General features: G+C 67.3%; 24 protein-coding genes and 2 pseudogenes. 18 read left to right on the top strand and 8 right to left on the bottom strand.

The genetic code is table 11. The features are described 5' to 3' along the window. The first annotated feature begins 49 nt into the window (after positions 1 to 49). The 5 genes and pseudogenes from A9X01_RS12910 to A9X01_RS12895 all read left to right on the top strand — a co-directional run bounded on the left by A9X01_RS12910 (position 50) and on the right by A9X01_RS12895 (position 4,356). Positions 50 to 994, top strand: a complete 945-nt coding sequence (locus A9X01_RS12910; protein WP_036366065.1) for an enoyl-CoA hydratase — start codon at positions 50 to 52, stop codon at positions 992 to 994. A 53-nt stretch (positions 995 to 1,047) separates the two neighbouring features. Further along, positions 1,048 to 1,881 carry an SDR family oxidoreductase gene (locus tag A9X01_RS12905; protein WP_036365640.1) on the top strand — a complete coding sequence of 278 codons (834 nt, stop codon included), beginning with the start codon at positions 1,048 to 1,050 and terminating at the stop codon, positions 1,879 to 1,881. A gap of 216 nt (positions 1,882 to 2,097) precedes the next feature. Continuing rightward, positions 2,098 to 2,814 (top strand): annotated as a pseudogene (locus tag A9X01_RS31365) (cellulose binding domain-containing protein); the annotation flags it as partial. A gap of 117 nt (positions 2,815 to 2,931) precedes the next feature. Continuing rightward, entirely contained in the window at positions 2,932 to 3,543 is a 612-nt protein-coding gene (locus A9X01_RS31360) for a GH12 family glycosyl hydrolase domain-containing protein (RefSeq protein WP_253849121.1), read from the top strand. Between the two features lie 27 nt (positions 3,544 to 3,570). Next, positions 3,571 to 4,356 carry an SDR family NAD(P)-dependent oxidoreductase gene (locus A9X01_RS12895; protein WP_065121154.1) on the top strand — a complete coding sequence of 262 codons (786 nt, stop codon included), beginning with the start codon at positions 3,571 to 3,573 and terminating at the stop codon, positions 4,354 to 4,356. 157 nt (positions 4,357 to 4,513) lie between these two features. Here A9X01_RS12895 and A9X01_RS12890 read toward each other — a convergent pair whose 3' ends face one another. Beyond that, positions 4,514 to 6,043 carry an LCP family protein gene (locus A9X01_RS12890; protein WP_253849120.1) on the bottom strand — a complete coding sequence of 510 codons (1,530 nt, stop codon included), beginning with the start codon at positions 6,041 to 6,043 and terminating at the stop codon, positions 4,514 to 4,516. 274 nt (positions 6,044 to 6,317) lie between these two features. Between A9X01_RS12890 and A9X01_RS12885 the strand changes: the two genes are divergently transcribed. Further along, a complete protein-coding gene (locus tag A9X01_RS12885; protein ID WP_065121152.1) occupies positions 6,318 to 6,989 on the top strand; it encodes an LppP/LprE family lipoprotein in 672 nt (223 codons plus the stop codon). A 58-nt stretch (positions 6,990 to 7,047) separates the two neighbouring features. Beyond that, positions 7,048 to 7,779: a DUF2510 domain-containing protein gene (locus A9X01_RS12880; RefSeq protein ID WP_065121151.1), complete on the top strand. Its 732-nt coding sequence runs from the start codon at positions 7,048 to 7,050 to the stop codon at positions 7,777 to 7,779. A gap of 20 nt (positions 7,780 to 7,799) precedes the next feature. Here the strand turns inward: A9X01_RS12880 and A9X01_RS12875 are convergent, their stop codons facing one another. Both A9X01_RS12875 and A9X01_RS12870 read right to left on the bottom strand, forming a co-directional pair. Beyond that, complete coding sequence (locus A9X01_RS12875) at positions 7,800 to 8,177, bottom strand: hypothetical protein (RefSeq protein WP_065121150.1); 378 nt, start codon at positions 8,175 to 8,177, stop codon at positions 7,800 to 7,802. Between the two features lie 12 nt (positions 8,178 to 8,189). Next, positions 8,190 to 8,429: a hypothetical protein gene (locus A9X01_RS12870; RefSeq protein ID WP_065121149.1), complete on the bottom strand. Its 240-nt coding sequence runs from the start codon at positions 8,427 to 8,429 to the stop codon at positions 8,190 to 8,192. A gap of 76 nt (positions 8,430 to 8,505) precedes the next feature. Here A9X01_RS12870 and A9X01_RS12865 point away from each other — a divergent pair, with 76 nt between their 5' ends. The 8 genes from A9X01_RS12865 (at position 8,506) to A9X01_RS12835 (ending at position 16,250) form a co-directional block, all read left to right on the top strand. Continuing rightward, a complete protein-coding gene (locus A9X01_RS12865) occupies positions 8,506 to 9,666 on the top strand; it encodes a TDT family transporter (protein WP_065121148.1) in 1,161 nt (386 codons plus the stop codon). Between the two features lie 34 nt (positions 9,667 to 9,700). Then, positions 9,701 to 10,390, top strand: coding sequence for a GAP family protein (locus A9X01_RS12860; protein WP_155772069.1), 690 nt, complete (start codon positions 9,701 to 9,703; stop codon positions 10,388 to 10,390). Positions 10,391 to 10,397: 7 nt separating this feature from the next. Then, the gene (locus tag A9X01_RS12855) at positions 10,398 to 10,805 is read left to right on the top strand and encodes a hypothetical protein (protein WP_155772068.1); all 408 of its coding nucleotides are present in this window, start codon (positions 10,398 to 10,400) and stop codon (positions 10,803 to 10,805) included. Positions 10,806 to 10,924: 119 nt separating this feature from the next. Next, positions 10,925 to 13,198 (top strand): serine/threonine-protein kinase, encoded by a 2,274-nt coding sequence (locus A9X01_RS12850; RefSeq protein ID WP_065121145.1) that lies wholly within the window; start codon positions 10,925 to 10,927, stop codon positions 13,196 to 13,198. A gap of 62 nt (positions 13,199 to 13,260) precedes the next feature. Continuing rightward, complete coding sequence (locus A9X01_RS29865) at positions 13,261 to 13,425, top strand: hypothetical protein (protein ID WP_155772067.1); 165 nt, start codon at positions 13,261 to 13,263, stop codon at positions 13,423 to 13,425. Between the two features lie 33 nt (positions 13,426 to 13,458). Beyond that, entirely contained in the window at positions 13,459 to 13,620 is a 162-nt protein-coding gene (locus tag A9X01_RS12845; RefSeq protein WP_155767969.1) for a hypothetical protein, read from the top strand. Positions 13,621 to 13,736: 116 nt separating this feature from the next. Next, positions 13,737 to 15,338 (top strand): MFS transporter, encoded by a 1,602-nt coding sequence (locus tag A9X01_RS12840; protein WP_065121143.1) that lies wholly within the window; start codon positions 13,737 to 13,739, stop codon positions 15,336 to 15,338. A gap of 27 nt (positions 15,339 to 15,365) precedes the next feature. After that, positions 15,366 to 16,250: an alpha/beta fold hydrolase gene (locus A9X01_RS12835; RefSeq protein WP_216638910.1), complete on the top strand. Its 885-nt coding sequence runs from the start codon at positions 15,366 to 15,368 to the stop codon at positions 16,248 to 16,250. A 78-nt stretch (positions 16,251 to 16,328) separates the two neighbouring features. Here the strand turns inward: A9X01_RS12835 and A9X01_RS29860 are convergent, their stop codons facing one another. From A9X01_RS29860 to A9X01_RS12820, 3 genes are all read right to left on the bottom strand, one after another. Then, complete coding sequence (locus A9X01_RS29860) at positions 16,329 to 17,330, bottom strand: MAP_0585 family protein (protein ID WP_366663638.1); 1,002 nt, start codon at positions 17,328 to 17,330, stop codon at positions 16,329 to 16,331. A 52-nt stretch (positions 17,331 to 17,382) separates the two neighbouring features. After that, positions 17,383 to 17,850, bottom strand: a complete 468-nt coding sequence (locus A9X01_RS12825; RefSeq protein ID WP_065121141.1) for a lipoprotein LpqH — start codon at positions 17,848 to 17,850, stop codon at positions 17,383 to 17,385. Positions 17,851 to 18,137: 287 nt separating this feature from the next. Beyond that, positions 18,138 to 18,893 carry an MBL fold metallo-hydrolase gene (locus tag A9X01_RS12820; RefSeq protein ID WP_065121140.1) on the bottom strand — a complete coding sequence of 252 codons (756 nt, stop codon included), beginning with the start codon at positions 18,891 to 18,893 and terminating at the stop codon, positions 18,138 to 18,140. A gap of 152 nt (positions 18,894 to 19,045) precedes the next feature. Between A9X01_RS12820 and A9X01_RS12815 the strand changes: the two genes are divergently transcribed. The 3 genes from A9X01_RS12815 (at position 19,046) to A9X01_RS12805 (ending at position 23,053) form a co-directional block, all read left to right on the top strand. Continuing rightward, a complete protein-coding gene (locus A9X01_RS12815) occupies positions 19,046 to 20,506 on the top strand; it encodes a WS/DGAT/MGAT family O-acyltransferase (RefSeq protein ID WP_065121139.1) in 1,461 nt (486 codons plus the stop codon). 9 nt (positions 20,507 to 20,515) lie between these two features. Further along, positions 20,516 to 21,316, top strand: a complete 801-nt coding sequence (locus tag A9X01_RS12810; protein ID WP_065121138.1) for an enoyl-CoA hydratase — start codon at positions 20,516 to 20,518, stop codon at positions 21,314 to 21,316. 84 nt (positions 21,317 to 21,400) lie between these two features. Next, positions 21,401 to 23,053 carry a PE domain-containing protein gene (locus A9X01_RS12805; RefSeq protein WP_065121137.1) on the top strand — a complete coding sequence of 551 codons (1,653 nt, stop codon included), beginning with the start codon at positions 21,401 to 21,403 and terminating at the stop codon, positions 23,051 to 23,053. A gap of 6 nt (positions 23,054 to 23,059) precedes the next feature. Here A9X01_RS12805 and A9X01_RS12800 read toward each other — a convergent pair whose 3' ends face one another. Continuing rightward, positions 23,060 to 24,067 (bottom strand): alpha/beta fold hydrolase, encoded by a 1,008-nt coding sequence (locus tag A9X01_RS12800; protein ID WP_065121136.1) that lies wholly within the window; start codon positions 24,065 to 24,067, stop codon positions 23,060 to 23,062. Positions 24,068 to 24,201: 134 nt separating this feature from the next. Beyond that, positions 24,202 to 25,235, bottom strand: a pseudogene (locus tag A9X01_RS12795) (hypothetical protein); the annotation flags it as partial.

Raw genomic sequence — 25,235 nt, 5'->3', positions numbered from 1 at the left:
AGTGGCCGTAATCTGTAACGGCAAGCCGGTGACAAGTGAGGTGGGCGGAATGACTATTTCCGATCAGGCCAACGCGCAGGATGGCAAGGCGGACACAGCCGAGGCGCCGGAATTCGTCGCCTACGAAACCTTGGACGAGGGTCGTATCGCGCGGATCTGGCTGAACCGGCCCGACGCCCACAACGCGCAGAACCGCGGTTTGCTGGTTCAGCTCGACGAGGCGTTCTCCCGGGCCGAGGCCGACGACACGGTGCGGGTGGTGATTCTGGCGGCGCGCGGACGCAACTTCTCCGCGGGTCACGACCTGGGCTCCGAGGCGGCGTTGCTGGAACGCACACCCGGGCCGCAGCAACACCCGACCTTCCGCTCGCACGGGTCCACCCTCGAACCGATCGTCGAGAAGCTCTACCACCAGGAGTGGCACTTCTTCTTCGAGAACACCCGGCGTTGGCGCGATCTGCGCAAGATCACGATCGCCCAGGTGCAGGGCAACGCGATCTCGGCCGGCCTGATGCTGATCTGGGCGTGCGACCTGATCGTTGCGGCCGACAACGCCAAGTTCAGTGACGTGGTGGCGGTCCGGCTCGGCATGCCGGGCGTCGAATACTACGCGCACCCTTGGGAATTCGGGGCGCGCAAGGCCAAAGAGCTGTTGTTGACCGGTGATTCGCTGGACGCCGACGAGGCCTACCGGCTGGGCATGGTGTCCAAGGTTTTCCCGGTCGACGAACTCGAGGAGAAGACGCTGGAATTCGCGCGGCGCATCGCTGAGCGCCCGACCATGGCGTCGCTGTTGGTCAAGGCCTCGGTCAACGCTGCGGCCGACGCGATGGGATTCACCGAGGCGCTGCGCCATGCGTTCCACGTGCACGAGCTCGGGCATGCGCACTGGGCTGCGTACAACGAGAATCGCGCGCCGGTCGGACTGCCGCCCGACGTCGAGGATTGGCGCACCGCCCGCCCCACCAAGGTTGCCCGTCGCGATACCCCGTAGCGCCCATGGTTCGATAGCTAGAACCTGTTTCAGTTTCGGCGGAAGGGCCCCGGGTGCAGCTTTCATTCCAGGACCGCACGTACTTGGTCACCGGCGGGGGTAGCGGCATCGGCAAGGGGGTGGCTACCGGCCTCGTGGCGGCGGGCGCCTCCGTCATGATCGTGGGCCGTAACGCCGACCGCCTGGCCGGAGCCGTCGAGGAAATCGAGGGGCTGCAGCTGCCCGGCTCGGTTCGGTACGAGCCCACCGACGTCACCAACGAGGACGAAGTCGCCCGCGCGGTCGACGCCGTCACGGCGTGGCACGGGCGCCTGCACGGCGTCGTGCACAGCGCCGGCGGCTCCCTGACCGTCGGGCCGATCACCCATACCGATTCCGAGGCATGGCGGCGCACCGTCGACCTCAACGTCAACGGCACCATGTACGTGCTCAAGCACGCCGCGCGCGAGCTGGTGCGTGGCGGCGGCGGGTCGTTCGTCGGGATCTCGTCGATCGCCGCCAGCAACACCCACCGCTGGTTCGGGCCCTACGGCGTCACGAAGTCCGCGATCGACCACATGATGCAGCTGGCCGCCGACGAACTCGGCGCGTCCTGGGTCCGGGTCAACAGCATCCGGCCCGGCCTGATCCGCACCGACCTCGTCGATGCCAGCGTCATCCAGTCGCCGGAGATCAGCGGGGACTACGCGCAGTGCACGCCGCTGCCGCGGGTGGGCGAAGTCGAGGACGTGGCAAACCTGGCGATGTTCCTGCTCAGCGACGCCGCGAGCTTCATCACCGGCCAGTGCATCAACGTCGACGGCGGCCACATCCTGCGCCGCGGCCCGGACTACTCCGCCATGATGGAGCCCATGTTCGGCGGCGACGCGCTGCGCGGAGTGGTCTGACTCGATTTCGCCGGTCGCGACATTTAGGCGTTACAACAATGCGCCGCGGTGACATTTTGTAAAAGTCATTGACAAACAGCGCTGTTCTGAGCAAATGGCGATCCCGCATGCGACGGTACGATTCTGCTGCTAGGGTCCCTGCGATATATGTTCCGTTATCGGTTCGAGATATGCCCGTTATAGCGCCAATATTGTTTCCTGATCTAAGGAATTGACATGTCATACGCGATTGTCGAACCGGAGTTACTGACGCTGACGGCTGCCGATGTGGCGGGCATCGGCGCCTCGCTCAAGACGGCCAATGCGGCCGCCGCGGCGCCCACAATGGGTCTGTTGGGACCCGGCGCCGACGAGATTTCAGCGGCCATCACCGATTTCCTCAATGTGCAGGCCCGTGAGTACCAGGCGATCAGCAACCAGCTGACCGCGGCCATCAACGCCCGGTTTGTGCAAGCCTTGACCGCGGCGGCGCAATGGTATGCCGGCACCGAGGCGGCCATCGTGGCTTCGCTGCAACACGTGGAACGCCAACTGCAAGGGATTGCGAGCCTGCTCGCCAATGGTGGTCGCCCGACGCAAGCTCCATCCACCGCGGTCCCGACCGAACCGACGACGCCGACCACCCCCACTGCACCTACCCCGAGTGGGCTTTCCGCGACCTATACAACCGCGTCGCAGTGGGACGGCGGCTTCATCGGGAAGTACACAATCACCAATTCCACGGCCACCCCGATAAACAATTGGCAATTGCAATTCACCATGCCCACCGGTTCGGCCATCACCGGCGCATGGGGCGGGCAACTGGCCTCGTCGGGGCAGCAGTACACCTTCACCCCGGTCGACCACAACGCCACGATTGCGCCGGGCACGTCGATCGATGTCGGCTTCCAGGCCGCGCACAGCGGCGCCTACGCCCCACCGACCAACTCGCTGGTCAACGGAAGCCCCGTCACGACCACCCCGACCACGCCAACTACGCCGACCACGCCGACCGGCGGCACGGTCATCTCGACTCAGTACGGGACGACGACGGTCACCGGCGGCTACGTCGTGCAGAACAACGCCTGGAACAACCCGGCGAGCCAGACCATCAATGTCACCCCCACCGGTTTCTCCATCACGCAGATGAACGGGTCGGCCCCCACCAACGGCGCCCCGCTGGGATACCCGTCGATCTACGAGGGGGTGCACTACGGCACTTCGTCGATAGGCACCAACCTGCCGATCCAGCTGGGGCAGATCAATTCGGCCACCACCAGCATCGACTACAACTACGTCCCGACCGGCACCTGGAACGCGTCCTATGACATCTGGCTGGACTCCACCTACACCACCACCGGCGTCAACGACCAGGAGATCATGATCTGGTTCAACCACCAGGGCCCCATCCAGCCCGTCGGCGCCACGGTGGGCAACGCGACGATCAACGGCAAGACGTTCGTCGTGTGGGACGGCAGCAACGGGCAGAACAACGTGATGTCCTACGTTGCCACCGAACCGATCGAGGTCTGGACCTTCGACGTGATGGACTTCGTCGACCACACCAGCACGATGGAGCCGATCAACGACTCGTGGTACCTGACCAGCATTCAGGCCGGCTTCGAGCCGTGGAGCGGCGGTGTGGGCCTGGGGGTCGACTCGTTCTCCGCGAACGTCAACTGACTACTGCACGGGCGTTACGCTCGTGCGGTGAAACGACTGGAAGGCCAGCGAATCCTGGTGACTGGCGCCGGGTCCGGGATCGGTCAGGCAACCGTGGTGCGCCTGTTGGATGAGGGTGCCGTAGTGGTGGGCGCCGACATCGCGGCGGACGGGCTGGCCCGCACCCGGGACATTGCCGGAGCGGCCGGGGATCGGCTGACCACCTTCGAGATCGACGTCGCCGACGAGCAGTCGGTCATCGCGGGTGTGCGCTCGGCCGTGGACACGCTGGGCGGTCTGGACTCTTTGGTCAACGCGGCGGGCATCCTGCGGGCCGCCCACACCCATCAGACCACCCTCGAGCTGTGGAACAGCATCATCGCCGTCAATCTCACCGGCACCTTCCTGGTGGTCCGCGAGGCGCTGCCGAAACTGCTGGACAACCCGCGCAGCACGATCGTGAACTTCAGCTCCACCTCGGCCGCCTTCGCCCACCCGTATATGGCGGCCTATGCGGCCAGCAAGGGCGGGGTCCAGTCCTTCACCCATGCGCTGGCGCTGGAATACGCCCGCGCGGGGCTGCGCGCGGTGTGCGTGGCGCCCGGCAGCATCAAGTCCGGCATCACCGACGCCACCGGCGGCTACATCCCCAAAGACGCCGACTGGACGTTGTTCAGCCGGCTGATGCCGATCCTGCCGACCACCGAAACATCCAGCGGCGCGGGCATGGCGGACCCGTCCGTGATCGCCGGCGTCATCGCGATGCTGGTGTCGGAGGACGGCGCGTTCATCACCGGGACCGAGATCCGCATCGACGGCGGCACCCACGCCTGAGGCGCGGGCGTCTCCCGCCCGATCGCTGTCGAGCGTCACGCTGGCGCAACGGTCGACGTCGAGAGCCACCCTGGCGTGACGCTCGGCGGGCAAGCGGCAACGCGTGACGCCCGGCGAGTTAGCGACACCCGGCGGCAACGCGGTGAGCCGGCTCGCGCTAGTTCACGCAGGGCACCCCGCCGCCGTCGATCGGCTTACCGTGATCGGGCGTCGGGTAGGTGGTGGCGGTGCCGTTGTAGTAGTAAGTGTTGGCCTTGCTGGTCGTCGTGGTGGTCGTCGTGGTCGTAGTTGTGTCGTCCGCGTCGGGCAGGGAGAAGTTGGTGTCCACGGTCACCCGGATGTGCCCCGGCGAGATGCTGGAATCCGGCTGCTTGGGCGCGTCGACGCCGAGCACGGTGGCGATGGTCTGCGCGTCGGCTTCGGCGCCCGGTCCGTATTGGATCGTCGTGTACGACGGGTCGCCCGACTCGCGGTCGCGGACCTGTCCTGCGGTGTAGCCGCGCTTCTTCAAGGCACTGGACAACTGGCTGGCCATACCACTGATGCTGCCGGCGTTGACCACGTCGACGACGGTCGACGGGTTGGGCTTGGCGCTCGTGGTGGCGGGTGCCGTCGACGGCGTCGCCGTCCCGAACGCCGCGGCGACCTCCGCCTTGATCGCGGCCTGGTCGATGATGTTGACGTCCTGGCCGTCGATGTTGTCGTAGCGGACCACCGGCAGGGTGCGGAACTCGACCTGACCGCCCGCCAGTTCGCCCATCCGGCGGAACAGGCCCTCGTCCCAGCCGGCCGACAGCACCACGTCCTTGCGGGCGACGGCCATCAGGCTGTTCAGCCGGTCCAGGTTGGTGAAGGTGCCCGAGTCCTGCAGGTCGTGCATCACCGACGAGAGGAACGCCTGCTGTCGGTGGGTCCGGTCCAGGTCGCCGTTTTCCAGACCATGCCGCTGCCGCACGAAGGACAAGGCCTGGGAGGCGTCCAGTCGCTGACGTCCAGCGGGGAAGTCGGCCCCGGAGTACGAGTCGTAAACGGGATGATTCAGGCACACGTCGACCCCGCCCAGCGTCTGGGCCAGGTCGTAGAAACCCGCCAGGTTGATCTCGGCGAAGTAGTCGATCGGGACACCCGTCAGACTTCGCACCGCGCGCAGCGTCGCGGCCCGGCCGGCTTCGCGGCCCCGCGCCTCGAGTTCGCGCTGCGAGCTCACCCCCTCGTTGGCGAGCTGGTTGGCGACGTACTGCTTGGTGAGTCCGTACGCCTCCTTGATCTTGATGTGGTTGTAGCCCGGGACGCCGTTGAAGGGCACCCAGTCGTCACGCGGGATGGAGAACGCGACGACCTTCCCGTCGCCTCCGACGTGCACCAGGATCAGCGTGTTGGTGTTGTAGCCGCCCTGATCGGAATCCCCGGCATGCAGGTGCTTCAGGATGGACCAGGGCAGGTCGTTACCCTCCTGGTCCTTGCGCGAGTCCAGCCCGATCAACAGGATGTTCATGCTGTCGCCGGTCGATCGCGGGTCCTCGGCGGTCAGCGCTTGCGAGATCGTGATTCCGCCGAGCGCGCCGTGGGCCACCCAGTAGCCGGCACCCGTCATCCCCACCGCGACCGCCGAGGCCAGCGCCATGACAGCGCGCGACAACCGTTTGCGCACCCGCGACGGCTGCTTGGCGGCACGTTGATTCTTCAGGCGGTGTGCGCCGCCCGAACGCCCCACTAGCGCCCCCGACCAAGCACCGCGAAACCGGCCGGCGCGCGGCCGGCGGTTTGCGGTGAAGTCGTTCGACGCATGCCGTCTAGTATGCGGTAGCTTGCTGTGGGGCCCCAACACGAAGTCGCTGATGTGGGCAGGCTCACCAGTGTCGGCAGCCTGCCTCGGCGCCGCTAAACTTCCGCGACCAGCGCATTCGGCTACAATTCGGCACGTTCGGCGGGGATTGCAACGGGAAAGGTCGGCATCTGGGATGGTTGCTGAGGACGTCGATCCCGACTGGCCGCCCCCCGCCTATGACCCGTCCGACAACCCGTCCGACGACCTGGACACGACGCCGCCCCCCACGGGCCGGCCCGTTTGGCTTATCGCCGCGCTCGTCGCTCTTGTCGTGATCGCCGCCGTGGCGACCTACGTGGCCAAGCGTGCGGACCCCCCGCAACGGGCGGCCGAGTCGCCGCGGCAGACCACCGCCGCCGCACCGACGTCCGCCGCCGGCAACGCGCCGACGGGCCCCTGCGGGCCCGACCAGGCGGCGGCGCTCGCCGCGGCGCTGGCCAAGGTTCCGCCGGACCGTAAGACCGGTAAGCAATGGGATCCCAAGGTGCTGTCCGGCAACTACGACCCGTGCGCCGAGCTGTCGGGCCTGGTGGTGACCGTGCGCGACGCGACCCGCAGCGCCCCCGACCTGGCGCTGTTGTTTCACCGCGGCGACTTCGTCGGGACCGCGACACCCAACGCGTATTCGTTCACCGAACTCGAGGCACCGGCATCCAACGGCAACACCGTGGTGCTGACCTATCGGACCGGCCAGAGCTGTGACAGCTGCCCCGACGGCACCCTGACCACGGTCGGATACCAGTGGCGCGACGACAAGGTCCAGATGCTCGACACACCACCGGTGTCGCTGGATTCACCGCCGTGAGCCGTTCGGTACTGAACAGTTGATCCGTCCGCCTTCTCCCATATCGAATGGAGCGACAGTGCCAACTTCGCCACCGGCAGGCTGGTACCTCGATCCCGATAATTCCGGCGGCCAGCGCTACTGGGACGGCGCCCGGTGGACCACCCACCGTCGGCCAACGGGGGCGCCCACCGGCCTGACAGCCCGGGTGCGCAGGGACTGGGCCGCGCTACCCATCGCGCTCCGGGTGATGTTCCCGCTGGCCCTCGTGGTGGCGCTGGTCGCCGTCGGCTTCGCAGTGTTCGCATCCACGCCCCGGGACGACTGGGCACGGCTGCCCAACCGCCTGAGTTGCCGCACCGAAAGCGGGCAAGTCCCGCCGCCCAAGATCACGGTGTCTTCCGTGGACGTCAAGCACCCGCGGGGCAGCGTGCTGCAACTGGCGGTTCGGTTCGCCGAACCGCTGCCCCCGGTACCCATCGGGACCCGCGCGACCCGGTTCGTGGGATACGTGCTGACGTACAGCGTCGCCAACAACGGCACCCCATTCGCCGATCTGGGTCCCGAACCCGACACCAACGACCTCGCCATCACCAGCACGCGGACGGCCAGCCCGGGGGAGAACCGGATGCGGTTCGATCGGGACACCAACGCTCGCATCACCGCGCCGGACACGGTCGAGATGCTGCTCGACCTCAACCGGTTCGACGTGGCCAACCAATCGGTGTCCCCGGAGCTGACGCTGCGCGCTCAGTTCAATACGCCGTCGACGACGACCGTCCAGTTCGCCCCGCAGGTGTGCCGCGCCTGACCGGGGACACCCGGCAGACGTCAGCAGTACTGATAGTCGATGTGCCAGCGGCCGTTGACGTAGTCGGCGACGAAGTGGCCGCCCAGACTGGGATCTGCGTCGTTGACGTTTCCCGAGCCGCCGGTGCCGAACTGGAAGCCGGGCGGATCCCAGGTGACCGATTGCGGGTACGCCGGCAGATCGGGCGTGCAACTGGCCTGCTTGGCGAGGTAACCGTCGACGACGTGGCGTTCCGCGGTGGCCTGGTCGGCGCCGTCAGCAGGCGGCTCGGAAGGACACAGGTAGTGCGCGGCGCAGAAGTCCTCGCTTGCGGTGACCAACGCGACGTTCGTCATCCGTACCGACGCGAGGGCACCGCCAAGCATCAGCGCCGCCACCACCAGCGCAGCTATCCGCACCTGTCCTCCCGTCTATTTGACTCTCTCGACCTCTTCACCTGACGTGTAGAAGACCGGGATGTCCGAGCCCAGCACGTTCTCCAGCAGGAATACCGCCACTGGCTCGACTTCGTAGTAGTAGTGGACGTTGCCGTTGGCGTCCACCGCGGTCGCGCAGGTGCGGCCGGGCGCGCCACACCGTTGCTTGATCGGCATCGCCAGCGCCGCCGCCACCAGCAGCACGGATATCCCGATCACCAGGGGCGTTCTCATCGAGATATGAACCTCGCTTCGTCAAGCCTGCCCTGACCGCAGTCTACGTCCGGCCGCGGCAGTAGGTTGCTCAGCTATGGCCACCGTGAGCGCTGACGACGCGGCGTCGGCGCACCCGCGCGTCGAGGTGCTGGGCAACATCGGCCCCAACTGGTTCGCCTCGGTGATGGGCACGGGGATCGTCGCGATCGCCGGCGCCACCCTGCCGGTGCACGTGCCGGGGCTGCGCGGATTCACCCACGGGGTGTGGGTGTTCGCGGCGGTCCTGCTGGTCGTACTCATCGTGCTGGTGGGCGGCCACTGGCTGCGGAACCCGAAGGTCGCGCGCACCCACGCCCGCAACCCGCAGATGGCTCACTATTACGGGGCCGCTCCGATGGCGCTGATGACCGTGGGGGCGGGCGCCGTACTGGTCAGCGGGGATCTGATCGGCGAGCGGATCGCCGTCGACCTGGACTGGGTGTTGTGGACGGCCGGCACGCTGGGCGGTCTGTTCACCGCGGTGAGCATCCCGTTCCTGATGTTCACCCAGCTGCATGTCGAGCCCGACGCCGCGTTCGGCGGCTGGCTGATGCCGGTCGTCCCGCCGATGGTGTCGGCAGCGACGGGAGCTCTGCTGCTTCCGCACATGCCGCCGGGGACGGGCCGCGAGACCATGCTCTACGGCTGCTACGCGATGTTCGGGCTGTCGCTGCTGGCATCGGCGAACATCATCGCGATGATCTGGAGCCGCCTGGTTCTGTACGGCACGTCCGGGTCGACGCGGGTGCCGACGTTGTGGATCGTGCTCGGCCCGCTCGGGCAGTCCGTCACGGCCGCGGGACTGCTGGCAGCGGCCGCGTCCACCGGTGCAGTCGACCGCCGACTGTCCGAAGCCATGAACGCATTCGCCATCATCTTCGGGGTGCCGGTGTGGGGTTTCGCGGTGCTGTGGATCGCGCTCGCCACCGCGCTGACCGTGCGCACCGTGCGACGCGGCATGCCGTTCGCGCTGACGTGGTGGAGCCTGACGTTCCCGGTGGGCACCTTTGTCACCGGCACTTCGCAATTGGCCGTCCACACCCACCTTCCCGCGTTTGGGGTGGCCGCGATGATCGCCTATCTCGGCCTGCTGCTGACCTGGATCCTGGTGACGGTCCGGACCGCGCGGGGGAGCGTGGGCGGCACTCTGCTCAAGCTGCCGCCGAGTTCGGATCCGGTGAAGGCCGGAAAGGACGCCGCGGCCGACGCAAACTGAGCCTTGCGGCAATTCGGGCATCGGCTGACTGGCCGTGGGAAGATTGCTGCCCGTGACAGGACATTGGAGTTCGGTGCTGACGGCTCTCATCCCGTTGGCTCTGGTTATTGCGGTCTCGCCGTTGACGATCATTCCGGCGGTGCTGGTCCTGCATTCGCCGCGACCGCGCCCTACCGGGTTGGCGTTCCTGGGCGGTTGGTTGCTGGGGCTGTGCGCGCTGACCGCGATCTTCGTCTCGGCGGCCGGGCTGCTCGGTGGTCTGCAGAAGACGCCGCCGACCTGGGCGTCGTGGCTGCGTGTCGTGCTCGGGTCGGCCCTGATCCTGTTCGGCATCTATCGCTGGCTGGCCCGGCACCGCGAGTCCCAGGAGCCACGCTGGATGCGGGCGTTCGGCACCATCACGCCGGTGCGGGCCGGCGTGACGGCCCTCATTCTGACGGTGGTTCGGCTGGAAGTGTCGCTGCTGTGCCTGGCGGCCGGGGTGGCCATTGGCACCGGAGGGTTCGACATCGGCGGCAAGTTCCTTGCGTCCGCGGTTTTCGTCGTGGTGTCCGCGTCAACGGTGGCCATCCCGATCCTGGCTTACGTCAGTGCCGGGGACCGCTTGGACGAACCGCTGACCAGGCTCAAGGACTGGATGTCGAAGAACCATGCGGCAATGCTGGGCGCCGTCCTGGTGCTCATCGGGCTGATGGTGCTCTACAACGGTGTCAAGGCCTTGTGACAAAGCTGTGACAACGCCGCGGCCGCCGGCAGTGACGGCCGCCGTCGTCATTGCTGTCGCGGTGGGTGGGTTGTCCACAGCCCATCTGTGGGGCCTGTTCGTGCTCGTCGCCGACGCACACGGCGGATTGACGCAGGACGGTGCAGGCTCGAGCGGCTGGATGTTCGTTGCCTTGTCGTGCCGCGTTTTCGACGGACTCCTCTACCTCTGGGGCGGCTTTGCGGCCTGGCGTGGTCGCAGCAGGATCGTCCTGGGTGCGGCCGCCGTGCTCCACGCGGTGTTCGCGGCGGCGGTGCTGCTGACTACCACCCTGTTCGCCGTGCTGGACCTGTTCGCCGCGGCCCTCATCCTGACGCTGCTGCTGCTGCCGTCCAGCAGTCGCTTCTTCTCCGCTCAGGGGCGAAAAGCCGGCTGATCGAACACGCTGTCGGGCGGTCGTTTCTCATGTTTAGCTTGAAGACGGCCGTGCGTCCCTGCGGGTGCGGTTTTAATGTATTTGCCGAAGGATCATCTGGTTTTCGCTGAGGGGGCCGAGTGCAAGGCACGACATTCGGCCGCTACCAGTTCCTCGAATTGCTGGGCCGGGGCGGCATGGGTGAGGTCTGGCGTGCCTACGACACCGAGACCCAACGCGTCGTCGCCGTCAAAGTGCTGACCGCCAACCTCGCCAACGACCCGACGTTCGAACAGCGGTTCCGCCGGGAGGCCCTGGCGGCGGCCGGTCTCAACGACCCGCACGTGGTGCCCATTCACCATTTCGGTGAGATCGACGGACGCCTGTACGTCGACATGCGGCTGGTCGTGGGCCGCGACCTGCAGGACATCATCGCCGAGGGCGCGCTGGAACCCGAACGCGCGGTCCACATCATCGAACAGGTCGCCTCCGCGCTGCGCGCCGCGCACCGGATCGGCTTGGTGCACCGCGACGTCAAGCCGTCCAACATCCTGGTCACCGAGGACGACTTCGCTTACCTGATCGACTTCGGCATCGCCCGCGCGGCGGGCGATTCCCACATGACCGGCACCGGCAACGTGATCGGCACCTGGGCGTACATGGCGCCCGAACGGGTGACTTCCGGCCAGACCGACCCGCGCGGCGACACCTACGCGCTCGGCTGCGTGCTGCACGAGTGCCTGACCGGCAGCCAGCCGTTCCCCGGCAGCAGTCTGGAACAGCAGATCGGGGGGCACCTGAGCCTGCCGCCGCCACGGCCGTCCACCCTGCGCCGCGGGATACCCGAAGAGCTGGACAACGTGATCGCGACCGCCATGGCCAAGAATCCCGAGCAGCGCTACCCGACGGTCACCGACATGGCGGCCGCCGCGCGGGAAGCGGTCACCGGAACCCGCCCCATCCCGCTGCGCCGGCCCGAACCGGTCCAACAGCGCACTCAGCTCGCACCGCCACCCGGCCCGCCGAGGCAGCCGCCGCCCCCGCCGCGGCGCGGCGGACCGGCCTACCCTGACCACTCGCAGCGCCGGCCGACCGCCGAGCCGCCGCGGCGCCCACCGTCGGACCCGAGTCAGCGCCGCCCGCAGATGCCGCCGCCGGCCCCTTACCGCACGCCGTCGGACCCCAATCCGTACCGCCCGGCACCGGATCCGTCCCCGCAGCGGCCGCCCACCGATCCCACCCAACGCCGGCCCAGCACCGACCCGAACCAGCCTTACTCGATCAACGACGAGCCGACGCTCTATCGGCACCCGAGTGACCCGCCCACGCCCGTCCCGTTCCCGGTAGTCGCTCCGGCGGCCGCACCGGACAGCGGCACCGGCCGCGATCAGGGCAGCAGACCGAACCGCGAGCAGGGCGGCAAACCGAAGCGCAAGCGCCGCACCCCGCTCATCCTGGCGGGGGTCGGTGTACTGCTCGCCGTCATCGCCGTCGTCGCCGTGATCGCCCTGAACGGCGGTCGCGGCAGCCCCGGCAGCGGCCAAGCCGCCGAACGGTCGGGCACCGAGGAAGCGACGCCGCCGTCCAACGGCGGCCCGTTCACCGGCACCTACACCGCCGACTTCGGCCCGAAGATGTCCCTGGCGGGTAAGGAGGTTGCGAACTCCGAACCGCCCGGCCAGGAGACCTGGGTACTGCGTTCCGCGTGCACCGGCAAGGGCGGGAGCGGCTGCGTCGCGACGGCGCAGCGCACCGACGGGCCCTACAACCACACTCCCAGGCTGGTGTTCGACGATGTCCGGGGACGCTGGATCGCGATCGCCCTCGAAGGCGGCAAGTGCAACGACAAGAGCATCGAGAAGTGGAACTACGTCTGGCTGAAGCCGCAGTCCGACGGCTCCCTGGTCGGCGAGTGGATCACCGATTCCCTCGATTGCTACAGCAAGCGATCGGTGACGTTCACTCGAACCGGCGACGCTGAACTCGGCAGTCTCCCGGACCCGGCCGAGCAGCGCGCGCGCGTCGTGTCCCCGGCCGAGGCGCTGCACGGCGCCTACCATCTGCTGACCACCTATACCGGTGCCAACGCGCCGAAGCCGCAGGAAGCCGACTACACCGTCGACACCATCTGTCTGCGCACCGGGGACCGCTGCCTGAGCCGGTTCGTCAGGAACGGCACCAGCGGCACCCAGCTGCTGCAATTCGCCAATGACGTCTGGACCCGTGACGACGAGTACGACGCGTCCTGTCCGGCCGGCGGTACCTCGCACGTCAAGATCAAAGGCACGTTCCCGCTGCCGGAACCCGCGCAGGACCCGATAGCCGTGCTGGCCGGGAGCGGCACCAAGGATGAGTCGGGCAGCGCCTGCAAGGGCGGGCCCTACGAGATGAAGTTCACCCGCACCGGCGACTGAGGTCTGTTTGGGCCCCCCGGCACTGCGGGTAGGCACCAGGAAGTCCAGCAGAGGAGCCGTTGGTGATCGACGCACGTTCAACCGGACCCCAGACGCCGGAACCGGGTACGCCCGGAGAGGCGCCGGAACGCCTCACCCCGTCGGAGACGCCGGAACGGCTCACGCCATCCGAACCGCCGGAGCGGCTACCACCGCAGGACCCGCCCGAGCGACTCACCCCGGCGTGACGCTTGTCAACCCGCTTGATCAAGGAGAATTTCATGCGCGCAGAAGAAGGCGACGAATCAGTGAAGGACTACGCCGTCGAGGGCGAGCAGACGCTGAACCGGATCAAGGATGCGCAGCATTCTTCGGACAATCCGCTGACCCGCATCGCCCGTCGACTGTTCCGGCTGTTACCCGGTCGGGCGGGCGGCGCCTGAACCGTCTGACCCCGGCGCGTTTTCCGGCGCGCCCCAACGGGTACTGAGACCGGGAGTCTCGCTACGAGACTGACAGTCTTGTTTTATTGCTGTCCACTGCAACGGAAGCAGGGCCCGTGACTGGTTTCGCGGTCAGAACCCTCAAACGCTCCGATCAGTCACCGAACTCCTTCGCGGAAGGCTCCCGTGCGCGACGCGGGTGGACGTTGTTCATCGCCTGTGCGGGGGTGTCGCTCGTCATCGCGTCGATGGTTGCCCTGAACACGGCGTTGAGCGACATCGCCGGCGCCACGGGGGCAACCCAGACGCAACTGACCTGGATCGTGGACAGCTACACGCTGTTGCTCGCGTGCCTGTTGTTGCCCGCCGGCGCCATCGGCGACCGGTACGGCAGGCGCAGTGCCCTACTTATCGGCGTCGCCATCTTCGCTGTCGCATCGGCCGCGCCTCTGGTCTTCGACAGTCCGACGCAGATCATCGCGGCCCGTGGGCTGGCCGGCGCCGGTGCCGCCTTTGTCATGCCGGCGACCCTGTCACTGCTGACGGTGGCCTACCCGCCGCAGGCGCGCACCAAAGCGGTCGGCATCTGGGCCGGCGTCGCCGGATCGGGTGGGTTGTTCGGCATGATCGGTGCCGGCTTGCTCGTCGAGTTCTGGGACTGGCGCTCGATCTTTTGGACCCTGGCGATCGCTGGCATGGTGGTGTTCCTGCTCACCCTGACCATCGCCGAGTCCCGTGACACCGACGCACCGCGGCTGGACGTGCCGGGCGCGGCCACCGTCGGGGCGGCGGTCGCGGTGTTCGTGTTCGGCATTCTGCAGGCACCCGGACACGGCTGGAGCGATCCCCGCGTCTTCGGCTGCCTGATCGCCGGGGCGGCGCTGGCGATGGTATTCGGGGTGATCGAGCTTCGGCGCCCCGATCCGCTGCTCGACATCCGCCTGTTCGCTCACCCGTACTTCGGCACCGGCGCCGCGACCATCACCATGGTCTTCCTGGCCACCTTCGGGCTGTTCTTCCTGGTGGTGCAATACCTCCAACAGGTGAAGGGCTATTCCGCGCTCGTCGCCGCCCTGGCGCTGAGCCCGATGGCGGTGCCGTTGCTGACGCTGTCACTGCTGTCGTCGTGGTACCTGCCGAGGCTGGGGTTGCGGGTGGTCGTCTTCGCCAGCATGGTGCTGGTCTCGATCGGGTTCTTGTGCCTGTGCACGCTGACCGCCCACTCCTCCTACCTGCAGATCTGCTGGCCCCTGATGATCATCAGCACCGGCTTCGGGTTATGCACCGCCCCAACGACTTCGGCGATCATGGGCGCGGCGCCGGACGAGAAGCAAGGGGTGGCCTCCGCGGTCAACGACGCCACCCGCGAGGTGGGCGGCGCGCTGGGCATCGCCCTGGCCGGCTCGATCCTGGCCGGCAGCTACAGCCATCGCATCGCCGGTGCGCTCGGTGACTTCCCCGAACCGGTGCGCGGTCCGGCGTCGGATTCGTTGACCAAGGCGCTCGCGGTCGCCGATCACCTTGGACCGCAAGGCCTTGCACTTGCGGAGCGCAGCAAGGACGCCTTCGTGGCGGCCACCAATTCGTCGTACGCGGCGATGGCCGCGATCGTCGCTGTCGCGGCCTGCGCCATCCCGCTGTTCGCCCCGGGGCGTGACGGTCAACGGCTGGCGGTGGTACGCCGGTTGCGGGATCGTCAGCTGTCATCCCGGTTTTGAGGCCGCCCGACCTCTTAGTATTTCCTGATGGCTCCGGTCTCCAACGCGGCTGAACCGTTCATCACCCACCGACCCGGCGGGTTACGCATCGTCTCCGACCGCCAGGGCGACCCGCAGGCGCGTGCCGTGGTGTTCCTGCACGGCGGCGGGCAGACCCGCCGCTCCTGGGCGAAAGCGGCGGCCGCCGTAGCAGAGCGCGGCTACCAGGCGGTGACGGTCGACCTGCGCGGCCACGGCGAATCCGACTGGTCCGACGACGGCGACTACCGCGTGGTCAGCTTCGCCCGCGATGTGGAGGAAGTGCTACGCGGGCTACCGGCCAAGCCGGTACTGGTGGGCGCCTCGCTCGGAGGGTTCACCTCGATGCTGCTGGCCGGCGAGCTGACGCCGGGCATCGCCGGTGCCGTCGTGCTGGTCGACATCGTGCCCAACATGGAGCAGTCGGGTGCGGCGCGGATCCACGACTTCATGGCCGACCGGGTGGAGACCGGGTTCGCCTCGCTGGACGAGGTCGCCGACGCGATCGCCGAATACAACCCGCACCGACCGCGGCCCACCGATCTCGATGGGCTGACCACCAACCTGCGCCGCCGCGGCGATCGCTGGTACTGGCACTGGGATCCGCGGTTCATCAACGGCACCGCGGCTCACCCGCCCATCGAGGTCACCGACCCCGATCGCATGCACGACGCCGTCGAGTCGATCTTGCGTGACGGCGTGCCAATGTTGCTGGTGCGGGGCAAGATGAGTGATTTGGTCAGCCAGGAGCGCGCAGAGGAATTCCTCGCCCGCTTCCCGCAGGTCGAGTTCACCGACGTCCGTGGGGCCGGCCACATGGTGGCCGGTGATCGCAACGACGTCTTCGCCGGCGCGGTGCTGGATTTCCTCAACCGGCACGTCGCCGCGAACTGATCGGAGTTACCGTCAGGCCCGGTCGGGTCGCCGCGGTAGTCAGCGGTGCCGGCTCGAATCAGTACAGGTCAGTACAAGTCAGTACAGAGGAACCCAAACGCCCATAAACCAATAGCCCCATCCGCCGTATTGCCAATTGAAGACCGGCAGGACGGTGTAGGTGTTGTAGTTGAACGGGGCGAAATACTGCTGGCCGTAGCTGACGTCACGCGGAGGACCCTCCCAGGGGCGGTTCCAGCCGCCCGGGGGCGGTGCCCCATTCCATCCGTTCGACGGCGGAGGTCCCTCCCAGTGTGGTGGTGGGTGGCCGGGCGCCGGGCCGTTGTTCCAGCCATACCCGCTCGGTCGCGGTGGCGGCGGTGCCCCAAGTCCAGGCACGTAGAAGCCAACCGTGAGGTCGACGGGACCGCCGATCTGCACCGTGCCGCGGGAATAGTCGCCGTGCGGCGGAATGTACGGCGGGTGCGGCGGCTGAGTGGTCGGCGCGTTCAGGACGGGGGTAGTGGTCGGCGGGTAGGAAGTGCTCGCGCCCGGTTGGGTGGTCGAGCCCCACGGACCTGAGGTTGTCGGCGTCGGCGTTCCGCTCCATTGCCCAGAGGTCGTCGGCGCTGTGGTGGAACCCCATGGCGCCGAGGTTGTGGTCGGCGGAGTGGTGGAACCCCACGGGGCCGACGTTGTCGTGGGCGGTGTGGTGGAACCCCATGGCGCCGATGTGGTGGTGGGCGCCGTCGTTGAACTCCACGGTGCTGTCGTTGTCGGCTGCGTTGTTGTGCTGCGCGGCGGCGCCGTCGTCGACGGGGGAGGAGTCGAACTCGGTGGCTTCGACGTTGAGGGCGGTGGGGTGCCGGCGCCCGGGACAGATGAGCCCGGTGGCGGCACGGTCCCAGTACCTCCGTACCCGGGAGGGTTGGGCCCGGGGTTGGGGCTGGCGGTGGTGCCACCACTGCACGCCTTGTTCCAATTCGGACACGGGTCCTGCGGCGCCGAGTTGGCCAGACCCGCGTTGAGCGCTGTCGCGGAAATGCCGAGGCTCACCGCCACCGCCGGCGCCGCAGCCGCGGCGACACGTTTGATGGACATTAGCTGCATCCCCTCTCGGGCTTGCGCCCGCGCGATCTCTGGCCAACCCCCGCTACGGGCAGGTCACATCCAATTCGAACGGCTTGGTCAGCGTCTTCGGCTGGGCTGGGTTGCTGACGTCGGAACCGGTTGCAGTGCCCTTGATCTGGTAGTACTTGCCGCTTACCGCCGCCCCGGCATTGCCGGCCTGACCCGGCGCGGCGTCGGAGTAGCCGAGCGTCACACCGTTGACGGCGCCCAGGCCGACCGCATGAACTATGGGCGGATTACCCGTGCTGACCACCGCGCCGATGCCGTTGGCCACGTCGCCGATACCGATGTTGATGTTTTCACCGTTCGGGGTGCAGGTAACCGGACCGCTGACATTCTGATTCTGGCCGTCGACAATCATCCGCGGACCGGCTGGGGCGGCGGGGCCGGGGCTCGGCGAACCCTTGTCGGAGTCGTTGCTGGAACAGCCTGCGCAACCAGCGGCCACCACTATCAGGCCGGCTGCGGCGACGACGATCGGACGCTTCATCGCAGTACTCCTCTGCGCCGTGGGTACCCACTCGTCGCGGCGCCCAGGTACCGGCAAACTTACCCCGCTTTGCGGGAAACTCATATAGACGTCATAAAAATTGACTGCCAGATACCCAGAACCAAAAATTTGTAAACGTCGAAACGAAAAATCTGTCCAGCATGCGCAATGTGGTGGTGGAAGGTGTCACCGTGACGGTCGGACCAGCGCACGGCCGCAAGTGACGTCGTCCGTGACCGCCCGTCCGCTGCGGCGGCGCGCCGGCCTGCGGGGTAGGTGCCTCGCTATCAACCAAGCAGCGGCCAGCCGGGCGCGGCCACTCGATCTCGCAGCGAATCAAGCTGCGCCGCAACGTTTTCAGTCAGGGGTGCGCGGTGACCGGGGCACACGTGGCGAATCGGTAACTGCAAGAGCGCAGCCATCGACGCGCGCGCGTCGTCCAACTCGAGGGTCACCGGGCGCGACATGAAGCGCAGCTTGCCGCTGACCACCGCCAGGGCGTCACCGGCGAACAGGACGCCGTCAGGTTCGTAGAAGTAGGCGACATGACCCGGGGTGTGGCCCGGCGTCTCCACCACCCGGAACTGGCCCAGCAGCAGATCGCCCTTGCGCACCAGCACATCCGCCGCCACGGCCGTGGACGTCGCGGCGCTCAACAGTCCGCGGGCCAGCACGAGTGGGCCGCGTTCGGGGACCTGTTTGCTCAACCAACCGGGGAAACCACCGCGCGCGGTTTCCCGCATGAAGTACGGCCGATCGCCGCCGTGGTAGTGGACCCGGGCGCCCGATAAGGCCTTCATCCGTGCCGCCCCGGCCGCATGGTCGTTGTGCCAGTGCGACAACAGGATCGTGTGCACGTCGGCTGGACTCTTTCCCAGCATGTCCAGCCCGTTGAGTACCGGTGCCGCATCCGACGTCATGCCGGCGTCGACCAGGACAACGCCGTCATCGTCCACAACCGCGTACGAACAGCAGACGTAGCTGCGCTGGCGGAAGCACCACACCCGCTCCGTCACCGGCAGTAGCTGGACCCGCGATCGCATTGGCCCTCCTCCGGGCTGGGGATTCATCCTCCCGCGGTGACGGATTCGACGGCAGTCTTTTTCGCATATCCGCGGCCATCGGTTTCGGCTACGGTCACAAACTGGTGGGTTGTTTCGGTGAGCGTGGGCGACAGGGATAGAAGGAGTAGGCCATGGGCAAGACCGCCAGACGGCTCGGTCCGCAAGACATGTTCTTCCTCTACGCCGAGACGTCCAGCACGATGATGCATGTCGGTGGCCTGATGCCCTTCACGCCGCCGCCCGACGCACCGAAGGACTTCCTGCGCCAGCTCGTCGACGAGAGCAAGGCCAGCGCGGTCGTGGATCCGTGGAATCTCAAGTTGAGCCAGCCGGACCTGTTGTTCAGCCCAATCCAGTCGTGGGTCTACGACGACAAATTCGATTTGGACTACCACGTGCGGCGCTCGGCGCTGGCCAGCCCGGGCGACGAGCGCGAACTCGGAATCCTGGTGTCCCGCTTGCACAGTAACGCGCTGGACCTGCGCCGTCCGCCGTGGGAGATGCACTTCATCGAAGGCCTCGAAGGCGGCCGGTTCGCTCTCTACGTCAAGATGCATCACGCTTTGGTCGACGGCTACACCGGGCAGAAGATGCTGGCGCGCAGTCTCTCTACTGACCCGCACGACACCACCCATCCGCTGTTCTTCAACATTCCGACGCCCGGGCGGGTCTCGGCGACCAAGGAAGAATCCGGCGGCGGCATCGCCGGGAGCCTGCTCGGCAGCGTGGGCAGCGTGGTCAACAACCTCGGTGGTGTGGTCAGCGGGGTGGGCAGTGTGATGGGCTCAGTGGCCGGCGCCGGCCGGTCCACCTTCGACCTCACCAAAGCCATCATCAACACCCAGCTGCGAAGCGACAACGAATACCGCAACCTGATCGGCTCGGTGCAGGCACCGCGTTCGATCCTGAACACCCGCATCAGCCGAAACCGCCGCTTCGCCACCCAGCAGTACGAGTTGGACCGGCTGAAAAAGATTGGGGCAGCCAACGATGCGACCGTCAACGATGTCGCGCTGACGATCGTCGGGGGCAGTCTTCGCCGGTTCCTCGACGAGCTCGCCGAGCTGCCCGACAAGTCACTGATCGCGATGCTGCCGGTCAACGTGCGTCCCAAGGACGACGAGGGTGGCGGCAATGCCGTGGCCACGATTCTGGCGACATTGGGCACCGACATCGCCGACCCGATCGAACGCCTACGAGCCGTCACCACCACCACCCGAATCGCGAAAGCTGAACTGGCGAAAATGAATCGGGAAGCGATCCTGGCGTACACCGCGGCGCTGATGGCGCCGTTCGGGATGCAGCTGGCGAGCACCCTCACCGGGGTGAAGACGCCGTGGCCCTATACGTTCAACCTCTGCGTCAGCAATGTGCCGGGTCCCCAGGACGTGCTTTACCTGCGGGGCAGTCGGATGGAGGCCTCGTTCCCCGTCTCGCTGGTAGCGCACAGTCAGGCGCTCAACGTCACGCTGCAGAGTTATGCCAGCACCCTGAATTTCGGGTTCATCGGTTGCCGGGACACGCTGCCGCACCTGCAAAGGTTGGCGGTCTACACCGGGGAAGCGCTCGACGAATTGGAGGACGCCTCCTAGGAACAGCGCATGACCCACAGCCGTTTTGTCCGATTCACCCGCCAGGACGGCCGGGCGACGATCGAGCTGACCGACGCCGGGCCACTGAACATCATTGGCAGTGAAGCGATCTCAGCTCTGACCGACGCATTCCGCGCCATCGGGCCGGACACCGATGCGCGGGTCGTGGTGTTCCGCGGCGCGGGGGAGAAGGCTTTCATCGGCGGCGCCGACATCCATGAAGCTTTCATCGGCGGCGCCGACATCCATGAAATGGTCACCCTCGAGCAGTCCTCCGCCGAGGTGTTCATCCGCCGGCTGGCGGGATTGTGCGAGGCGATCCGCGACTGCCCACTTCCCGTCATCGCCCGTCTCGCCGGGTGGTGCCTCGGCGGCGGCCTGGAAGTTGCGATGTGCTGCGACCTGCGCATCGCGGAATCCGGTGCCAGGTTCGGCATGCCGGAAGTGGCCGTCGGGATTCCGTCGGTGATCCATGCGGCGCTGATGCCCGCGCTGATCGGCGCGTCCCACTCGGCCTGGCTGCTGATGACCGGCGAAACCATCGACGCCCGGACGGCCGCCGATTGGGGCTTGGTGCACGAAGTGCTGGCGCCGGAAATGCTGGATCCCCGCATTGACGAGTTGACCGCAAAACTCGCCGAATTCGGCCCGCATGCGGTGCGGCAACAAAAACGTCTGCTGAATAAGTGGTTCGACATGACGATTCACGGGGCGATCGAAGACAGCGTCGAGCAATTCGGCCGTTCGTTCCTGACCGGCGAGCCGCAGCAGCACATGCAGGCGTTTCTGTCCCGTAAGCGCCAAAAATAGGGAGACATTTTTCGTTCGATTCAGCCATCTATTGCTGGCCCAAGGCCCATGATGTCTCTACGCGACAGCACTGGGGGTGTGGCTATGTCTTTTGTGCTCTTGGCACCGGACATTTTCGAGATGGCGGCAGCGAGTGCGGCACAAATCGGCTCGGCCGTGCTGACCGGCAATCTCGCCGCGCTGGCCCCGACTACCGCCCTGGCGGCGGCTGGTGCCGACGAGGTGTCGGCGGCAATCGCGGCGTTGTTCGGCAACTACGCCGACGAGTACCAAGTGGCCGCGGCGCAGGCGGCGTCATACCACGAGCACTTCGTGGCCACTCTGAGCGCGTCCGCCGCCTCGTACGCAAACACCGAGGCGGCCATCGTCGCCTCGATCCAGGGCGCGGCGGCCACCCTGGACACCTCTCTTGCCGCCGGGTTCCAAACCTTCGTCTACGGTCCAGTCCACACCGCCGGCAACGCGTGGATCGCCAGCCCATACGGTCAGTCGCTCGATCCGATCATCAACGGCCCGACCACAATGCTGTTCGGGCGTGCGCTGATCGGCCACGGAGCCCCCGGCACGGCGGCGAATCCCACCGGCGGCGCGGGCGGCTTCCTGTTCGGTGACGGCGGCGCCGGTTACAGCGCGACCGCCGGCATGACGCCCGGTGGCAACGGCGGCAACGCCGGACTGATCGGCAACGGCGGCCCTGGCGGGGCCGGCTTCGGCGGCGGCACCGGCGGTATCGGCGGCGCCGGCGGCTGGTTGATGGGCAACGGCGGCATCGGTGGCGGCCCCGGTGGTGCCGGTGGCCAGGCGCTGTTGTTCGGCAACGGCGGCCGCGGCGGGCCCGGCGCTCCGGACGGCCGCGGTGGGCTGTTCATCGGCACCGGCGGAACCGCCGCGGTGGTGGGCAGTCAACAACCGGTCGTCATCGATTTCGTGCGGCACGGCCAGACGTTCGCCAACCTCGACGGTTGGATCGACACCGCCATACCCGGTGTCCCGCTCACGCCCCTTGGGCAGCAGGAGGCGGCGAACGTCGGCGCACTGCTGGGGCCCGCGAACCAATACTCGGGGATCTTCGCGTCGCAACTGCTGCGCACCCAGGAGACCGCCCACGGCTTGTTCGCGAACCCGCAGATCCTGGCCGGGCTCAACGAGATCAATGCCGGCTGGATGGAGGGCATGCCGCAGATCCCTATCGGCGTGTTCTATCTGGTGGGCCCCCTGGCTTGGACGTTGGGATTCCCGCTCTTTCCGAATCTGGGGATGGGCCCCGACATCAACGGGATCGTCTTCAATCGCAACTTCACCGCCGCGATGAACGCGATGTACGGCAACGCCATGGCGAACGGCGGCACCCCCGCGGTCGCGTACTCGAGCGCGTTCACCATCGGTGTCGGCACGCTGATGAACGTCGACAACCCCAATCCGCTGCTGCTGCTCACTCATACGCTGCCGAACACCGGCCAGGTCGTGGTGACCGGCAGCCCGGGCGGCGGTTGGACCATGAACAGCTGGGACGGCATACCCATCGGCCCGGCGAACTTGCCGACAAAGTTGTTCGTCGACTTCCGCAACCTCATCACGGCGCCGCAATATGCGGCCTGGGACATTTTCGAATCGCTCTTCACCGGTGATCCGACGACGATCCTCAGCGAGATCCGCGACGGTGCCGAACAGGTCGGCGCCGCGACCTTCCAGTACCCGTTCGCGGTCACCCGCGACTTGGTCGACGCGGTCGCCTGATCTTGCTCAGCCGCAACGATATTCGTCGACAGCCGGGACCGCTTGCAGATGCCGGCGGGACCGGCGCCGGCTGATGCGCTCGACAACCGCACGCGATCGCGGGCCCGAGCCGGCGTGGGTCGCTGCCGACCAGTCGCTGAGCGAGACCGGCGCCGAAGCGGCCGGAGTCTCGGTGTGCCCGCCGTCTGCTTCGATGAAGTCCTCGATCAGCGTGGCCACGGTCTCGGTTTGTTCCGCGTGCGGATGGTGCGCGACGCCGGGAATGATGTGCAGCCGGCTGTGCGGCATCCTCTCGTGTGCGGCGTAGGCGTGTGAAACCGGGATCACGGGGTCCCGGTCGCCGCTGATGATCAGCACCGGCACACTGGCGTTGAAGTGCAGCCGGTTCAAGGCGCAGACGTACTGACCCCGGTGGTCCACGACGGCGCGCAGTGTCCGCAGCAGCGCCTGCCGGTTCTCCCGGTTCGCAAGCGCGGCGTGGGCTTCCCAGTGTTCGTGCAGCCGTAAAGCGTTCGGGTCGTCGGACTTCAGCGCGGAGAAGGCCCGGCGGGCCTTGATCGCCGGCTTGGACGAGACGAGCCCCAGGACGAATTCGGAGCCGGGCAGCGAGGCCAGGCGCAGGATGCGATTCACTTCGCCGCCGAGGCCGCCACTGCTGATCAGGATCATCCGCTCGCAGTAGTCGCGGTGCTGGTGGGCGAACTGCATGGTGATTCCGCCGCCGAGGGAGTGGCCGATGATCGTCGCCCGAGAAATACCGAGGGCGTCCAGGAAGTCGCGAAGCAGGACGGCGAACGCGCCCAGCGAGTAGTCGCCGCGGGGCTTGTCGGATTGACCGTGCCCCAACAGATCCGGAGCGATGACGCGGTACTTCTTGGACAGGGTCGGGATGATCGACCGCCAGTGGTTCGAACTGCCGCCGATGCCGTGGATCAACAGCAGTACCTCACCGGCGCCTTCGTCGCGGTATGCGACGCGGTCGCCGTGCAATGTGATGGTTCGGAGGTTGCTCATTTTGGCCTGCTAGGTCACTTCGGTGTGAACGGTTAGTTCCTGGTGAAGTGAGTCTGTGGCGCGGGCCTTGCAACATTCTTGGGAGTTTCTAAAGGCATGCTTGGCGCCGTTTTCGGCGAGCGCCGGAGCCGCTTTCAGTCCCTGATCCGGCTGAAGACCTGGTCGTAGGGACCGCCCTTGCAGGAGCTGCCCGTCGCGTCCTCCATGCCGTGCCCGGAGATCGTCGTAATGGGATCCTGTGCAGGCTTGGGCAGCGGGAACACACCTGTCATGCGGACATGACTGGTCCCGCCGGACGGGCAGGGCACGTCCTCCTCGGAGTTCTCCGTCCACGCGTTGTTGGCGTAGATGAACAACTGGTGGTCGGAGAAATCGGTCAGCACGAAACGGCTCAGGCATCGGTCGCCGGCGCGCAGACAGAACGTGTCGACACTGAAATCCTGGTCGGCCAGCTTGGGCTGACCGGCTGCCGTGGTCACTTTCGAGCGGTAGAACCCACGTAGTCCGAGGGCCGGTGACGCCACCCGGGCCGGCAGGCCGGCCGGGTCGGGCAGGCCGGCGATGTCCGCGTCACCGGTCCGGGTGAAGGTCACGCTGCGCTTGCTGTAGCACTGCACCGAGTCGTCAATCCACTCGCCGGCCATGCTGCCGTCCGGGCGGGGCAACAGATATATCCAGTGCCACTCCTCGATGTCCTGGTTGTTGCACCGCTCGGTGTCCAGGGTGACCGCGACCCAGCGCCCGTTGATGTCGTCGAACACCAGGCTGGTCGGGTGTTTGAAGGACCCGGAGGCCCGCGAACCGGTGGCCACGCAGCCCTTCGCGCCGCACATCGACCGCAGCTTCCACGTCTCGTTCCCCGCCGGGTCCTGTCCCGGCTCCGGCTTGCCGTTCAGGCCGATGCTCTGCCCGAACGCCAGGGTGTAGGTGCCGGTGAGCGGGCCACTGTTGGCCAGCGGCGCGGTCGTGGGGCCGCCGCCACTGGGGCCGCTCTTCGTCAACGCAAAGGCGGCGACCAGGCCGATGACCACGATCACCGCCGCGATGCTGCTGGCCAGGATGACCTTGCGGCGTTTGGGATCCGACTTGGCGGCCGGCTTCACCGGCCTCGCCGGCGTGGCGGCAGGCCCGTGCGGGCTCGCCGCGGGCGGGGGGGGGGGCGGCGGGG

The organism is Mycobacterium asiaticum (assembly GCF_001668675.1).
GTDB classification, from domain to species: domain Bacteria; phylum Actinomycetota; class Actinomycetes; order Mycobacteriales; family Mycobacteriaceae; genus Mycobacterium; species Mycobacterium asiaticum_D.
The sequence above is the reverse complement of the archived record's forward strand: the minus strand, read 5'-3'. Positions and strand labels throughout refer to the sequence as shown.

Coding starts and splice junctions, on each gene's coding strand:
- A9X01_RS12910 (WP_036366065.1), top strand. CDS start 50: ATGACTATTTCCGATCAGGCCAACGCGCAGGATGGCAAGGCGGACACA.
- A9X01_RS12885 (WP_065121152.1), top strand. CDS start 6,318: ATGGTTGCTGAGGACGTCGATCCCGACTGGCCGCCCCCCGCCTATGAC.
- A9X01_RS12870 (WP_065121149.1), bottom strand. CDS start 8,429: ATGAGAACGCCCCTGGTGATCGGGATATCCGTGCTGCTGGTGGCGGCG.
- A9X01_RS12865 (WP_065121148.1), top strand. CDS start 8,506: ATGGCCACCGTGAGCGCTGACGACGCGGCGTCGGCGCACCCGCGCGTC.
- A9X01_RS12845 (WP_155767969.1), top strand. CDS start 13,459: ATGCGCGCAGAAGAAGGCGACGAATCAGTGAAGGACTACGCCGTCGAG.
- A9X01_RS12835 (WP_216638910.1), top strand. CDS start 15,366: ATGGCTCCGGTCTCCAACGCGGCTGAACCGTTCATCACCCACCGACCC.
- A9X01_RS29860 (WP_366663638.1), bottom strand. CDS start 17,330: ATGTCCATCAAACGTGTCGCCGCGGCTGCGGCGCCGGCGGTGGCGGTG.
- A9X01_RS12825 (WP_065121141.1), bottom strand. CDS start 17,850: ATGAAGCGTCCGATCGTCGTCGCCGCAGCCGGCCTGATAGTGGTGGCC.
- A9X01_RS12820 (WP_065121140.1), bottom strand. CDS start 18,893: ATGCGATCGCGGGTCCAGCTACTGCCGGTGACGGAGCGGGTGTGGTGC.
- A9X01_RS12815 (WP_065121139.1), top strand. CDS start 19,046: ATGGGCAAGACCGCCAGACGGCTCGGTCCGCAAGACATGTTCTTCCTC.
- A9X01_RS12810 (WP_065121138.1), top strand. CDS start 20,516: ATGACCCACAGCCGTTTTGTCCGATTCACCCGCCAGGACGGCCGGGCG.
- A9X01_RS12805 (WP_065121137.1), top strand. CDS start 21,401: ATGTCTTTTGTGCTCTTGGCACCGGACATTTTCGAGATGGCGGCAGCG.
- A9X01_RS12800 (WP_065121136.1), bottom strand. CDS start 24,067: ATGAGCAACCTCCGAACCATCACATTGCACGGCGACCGCGTCGCATAC.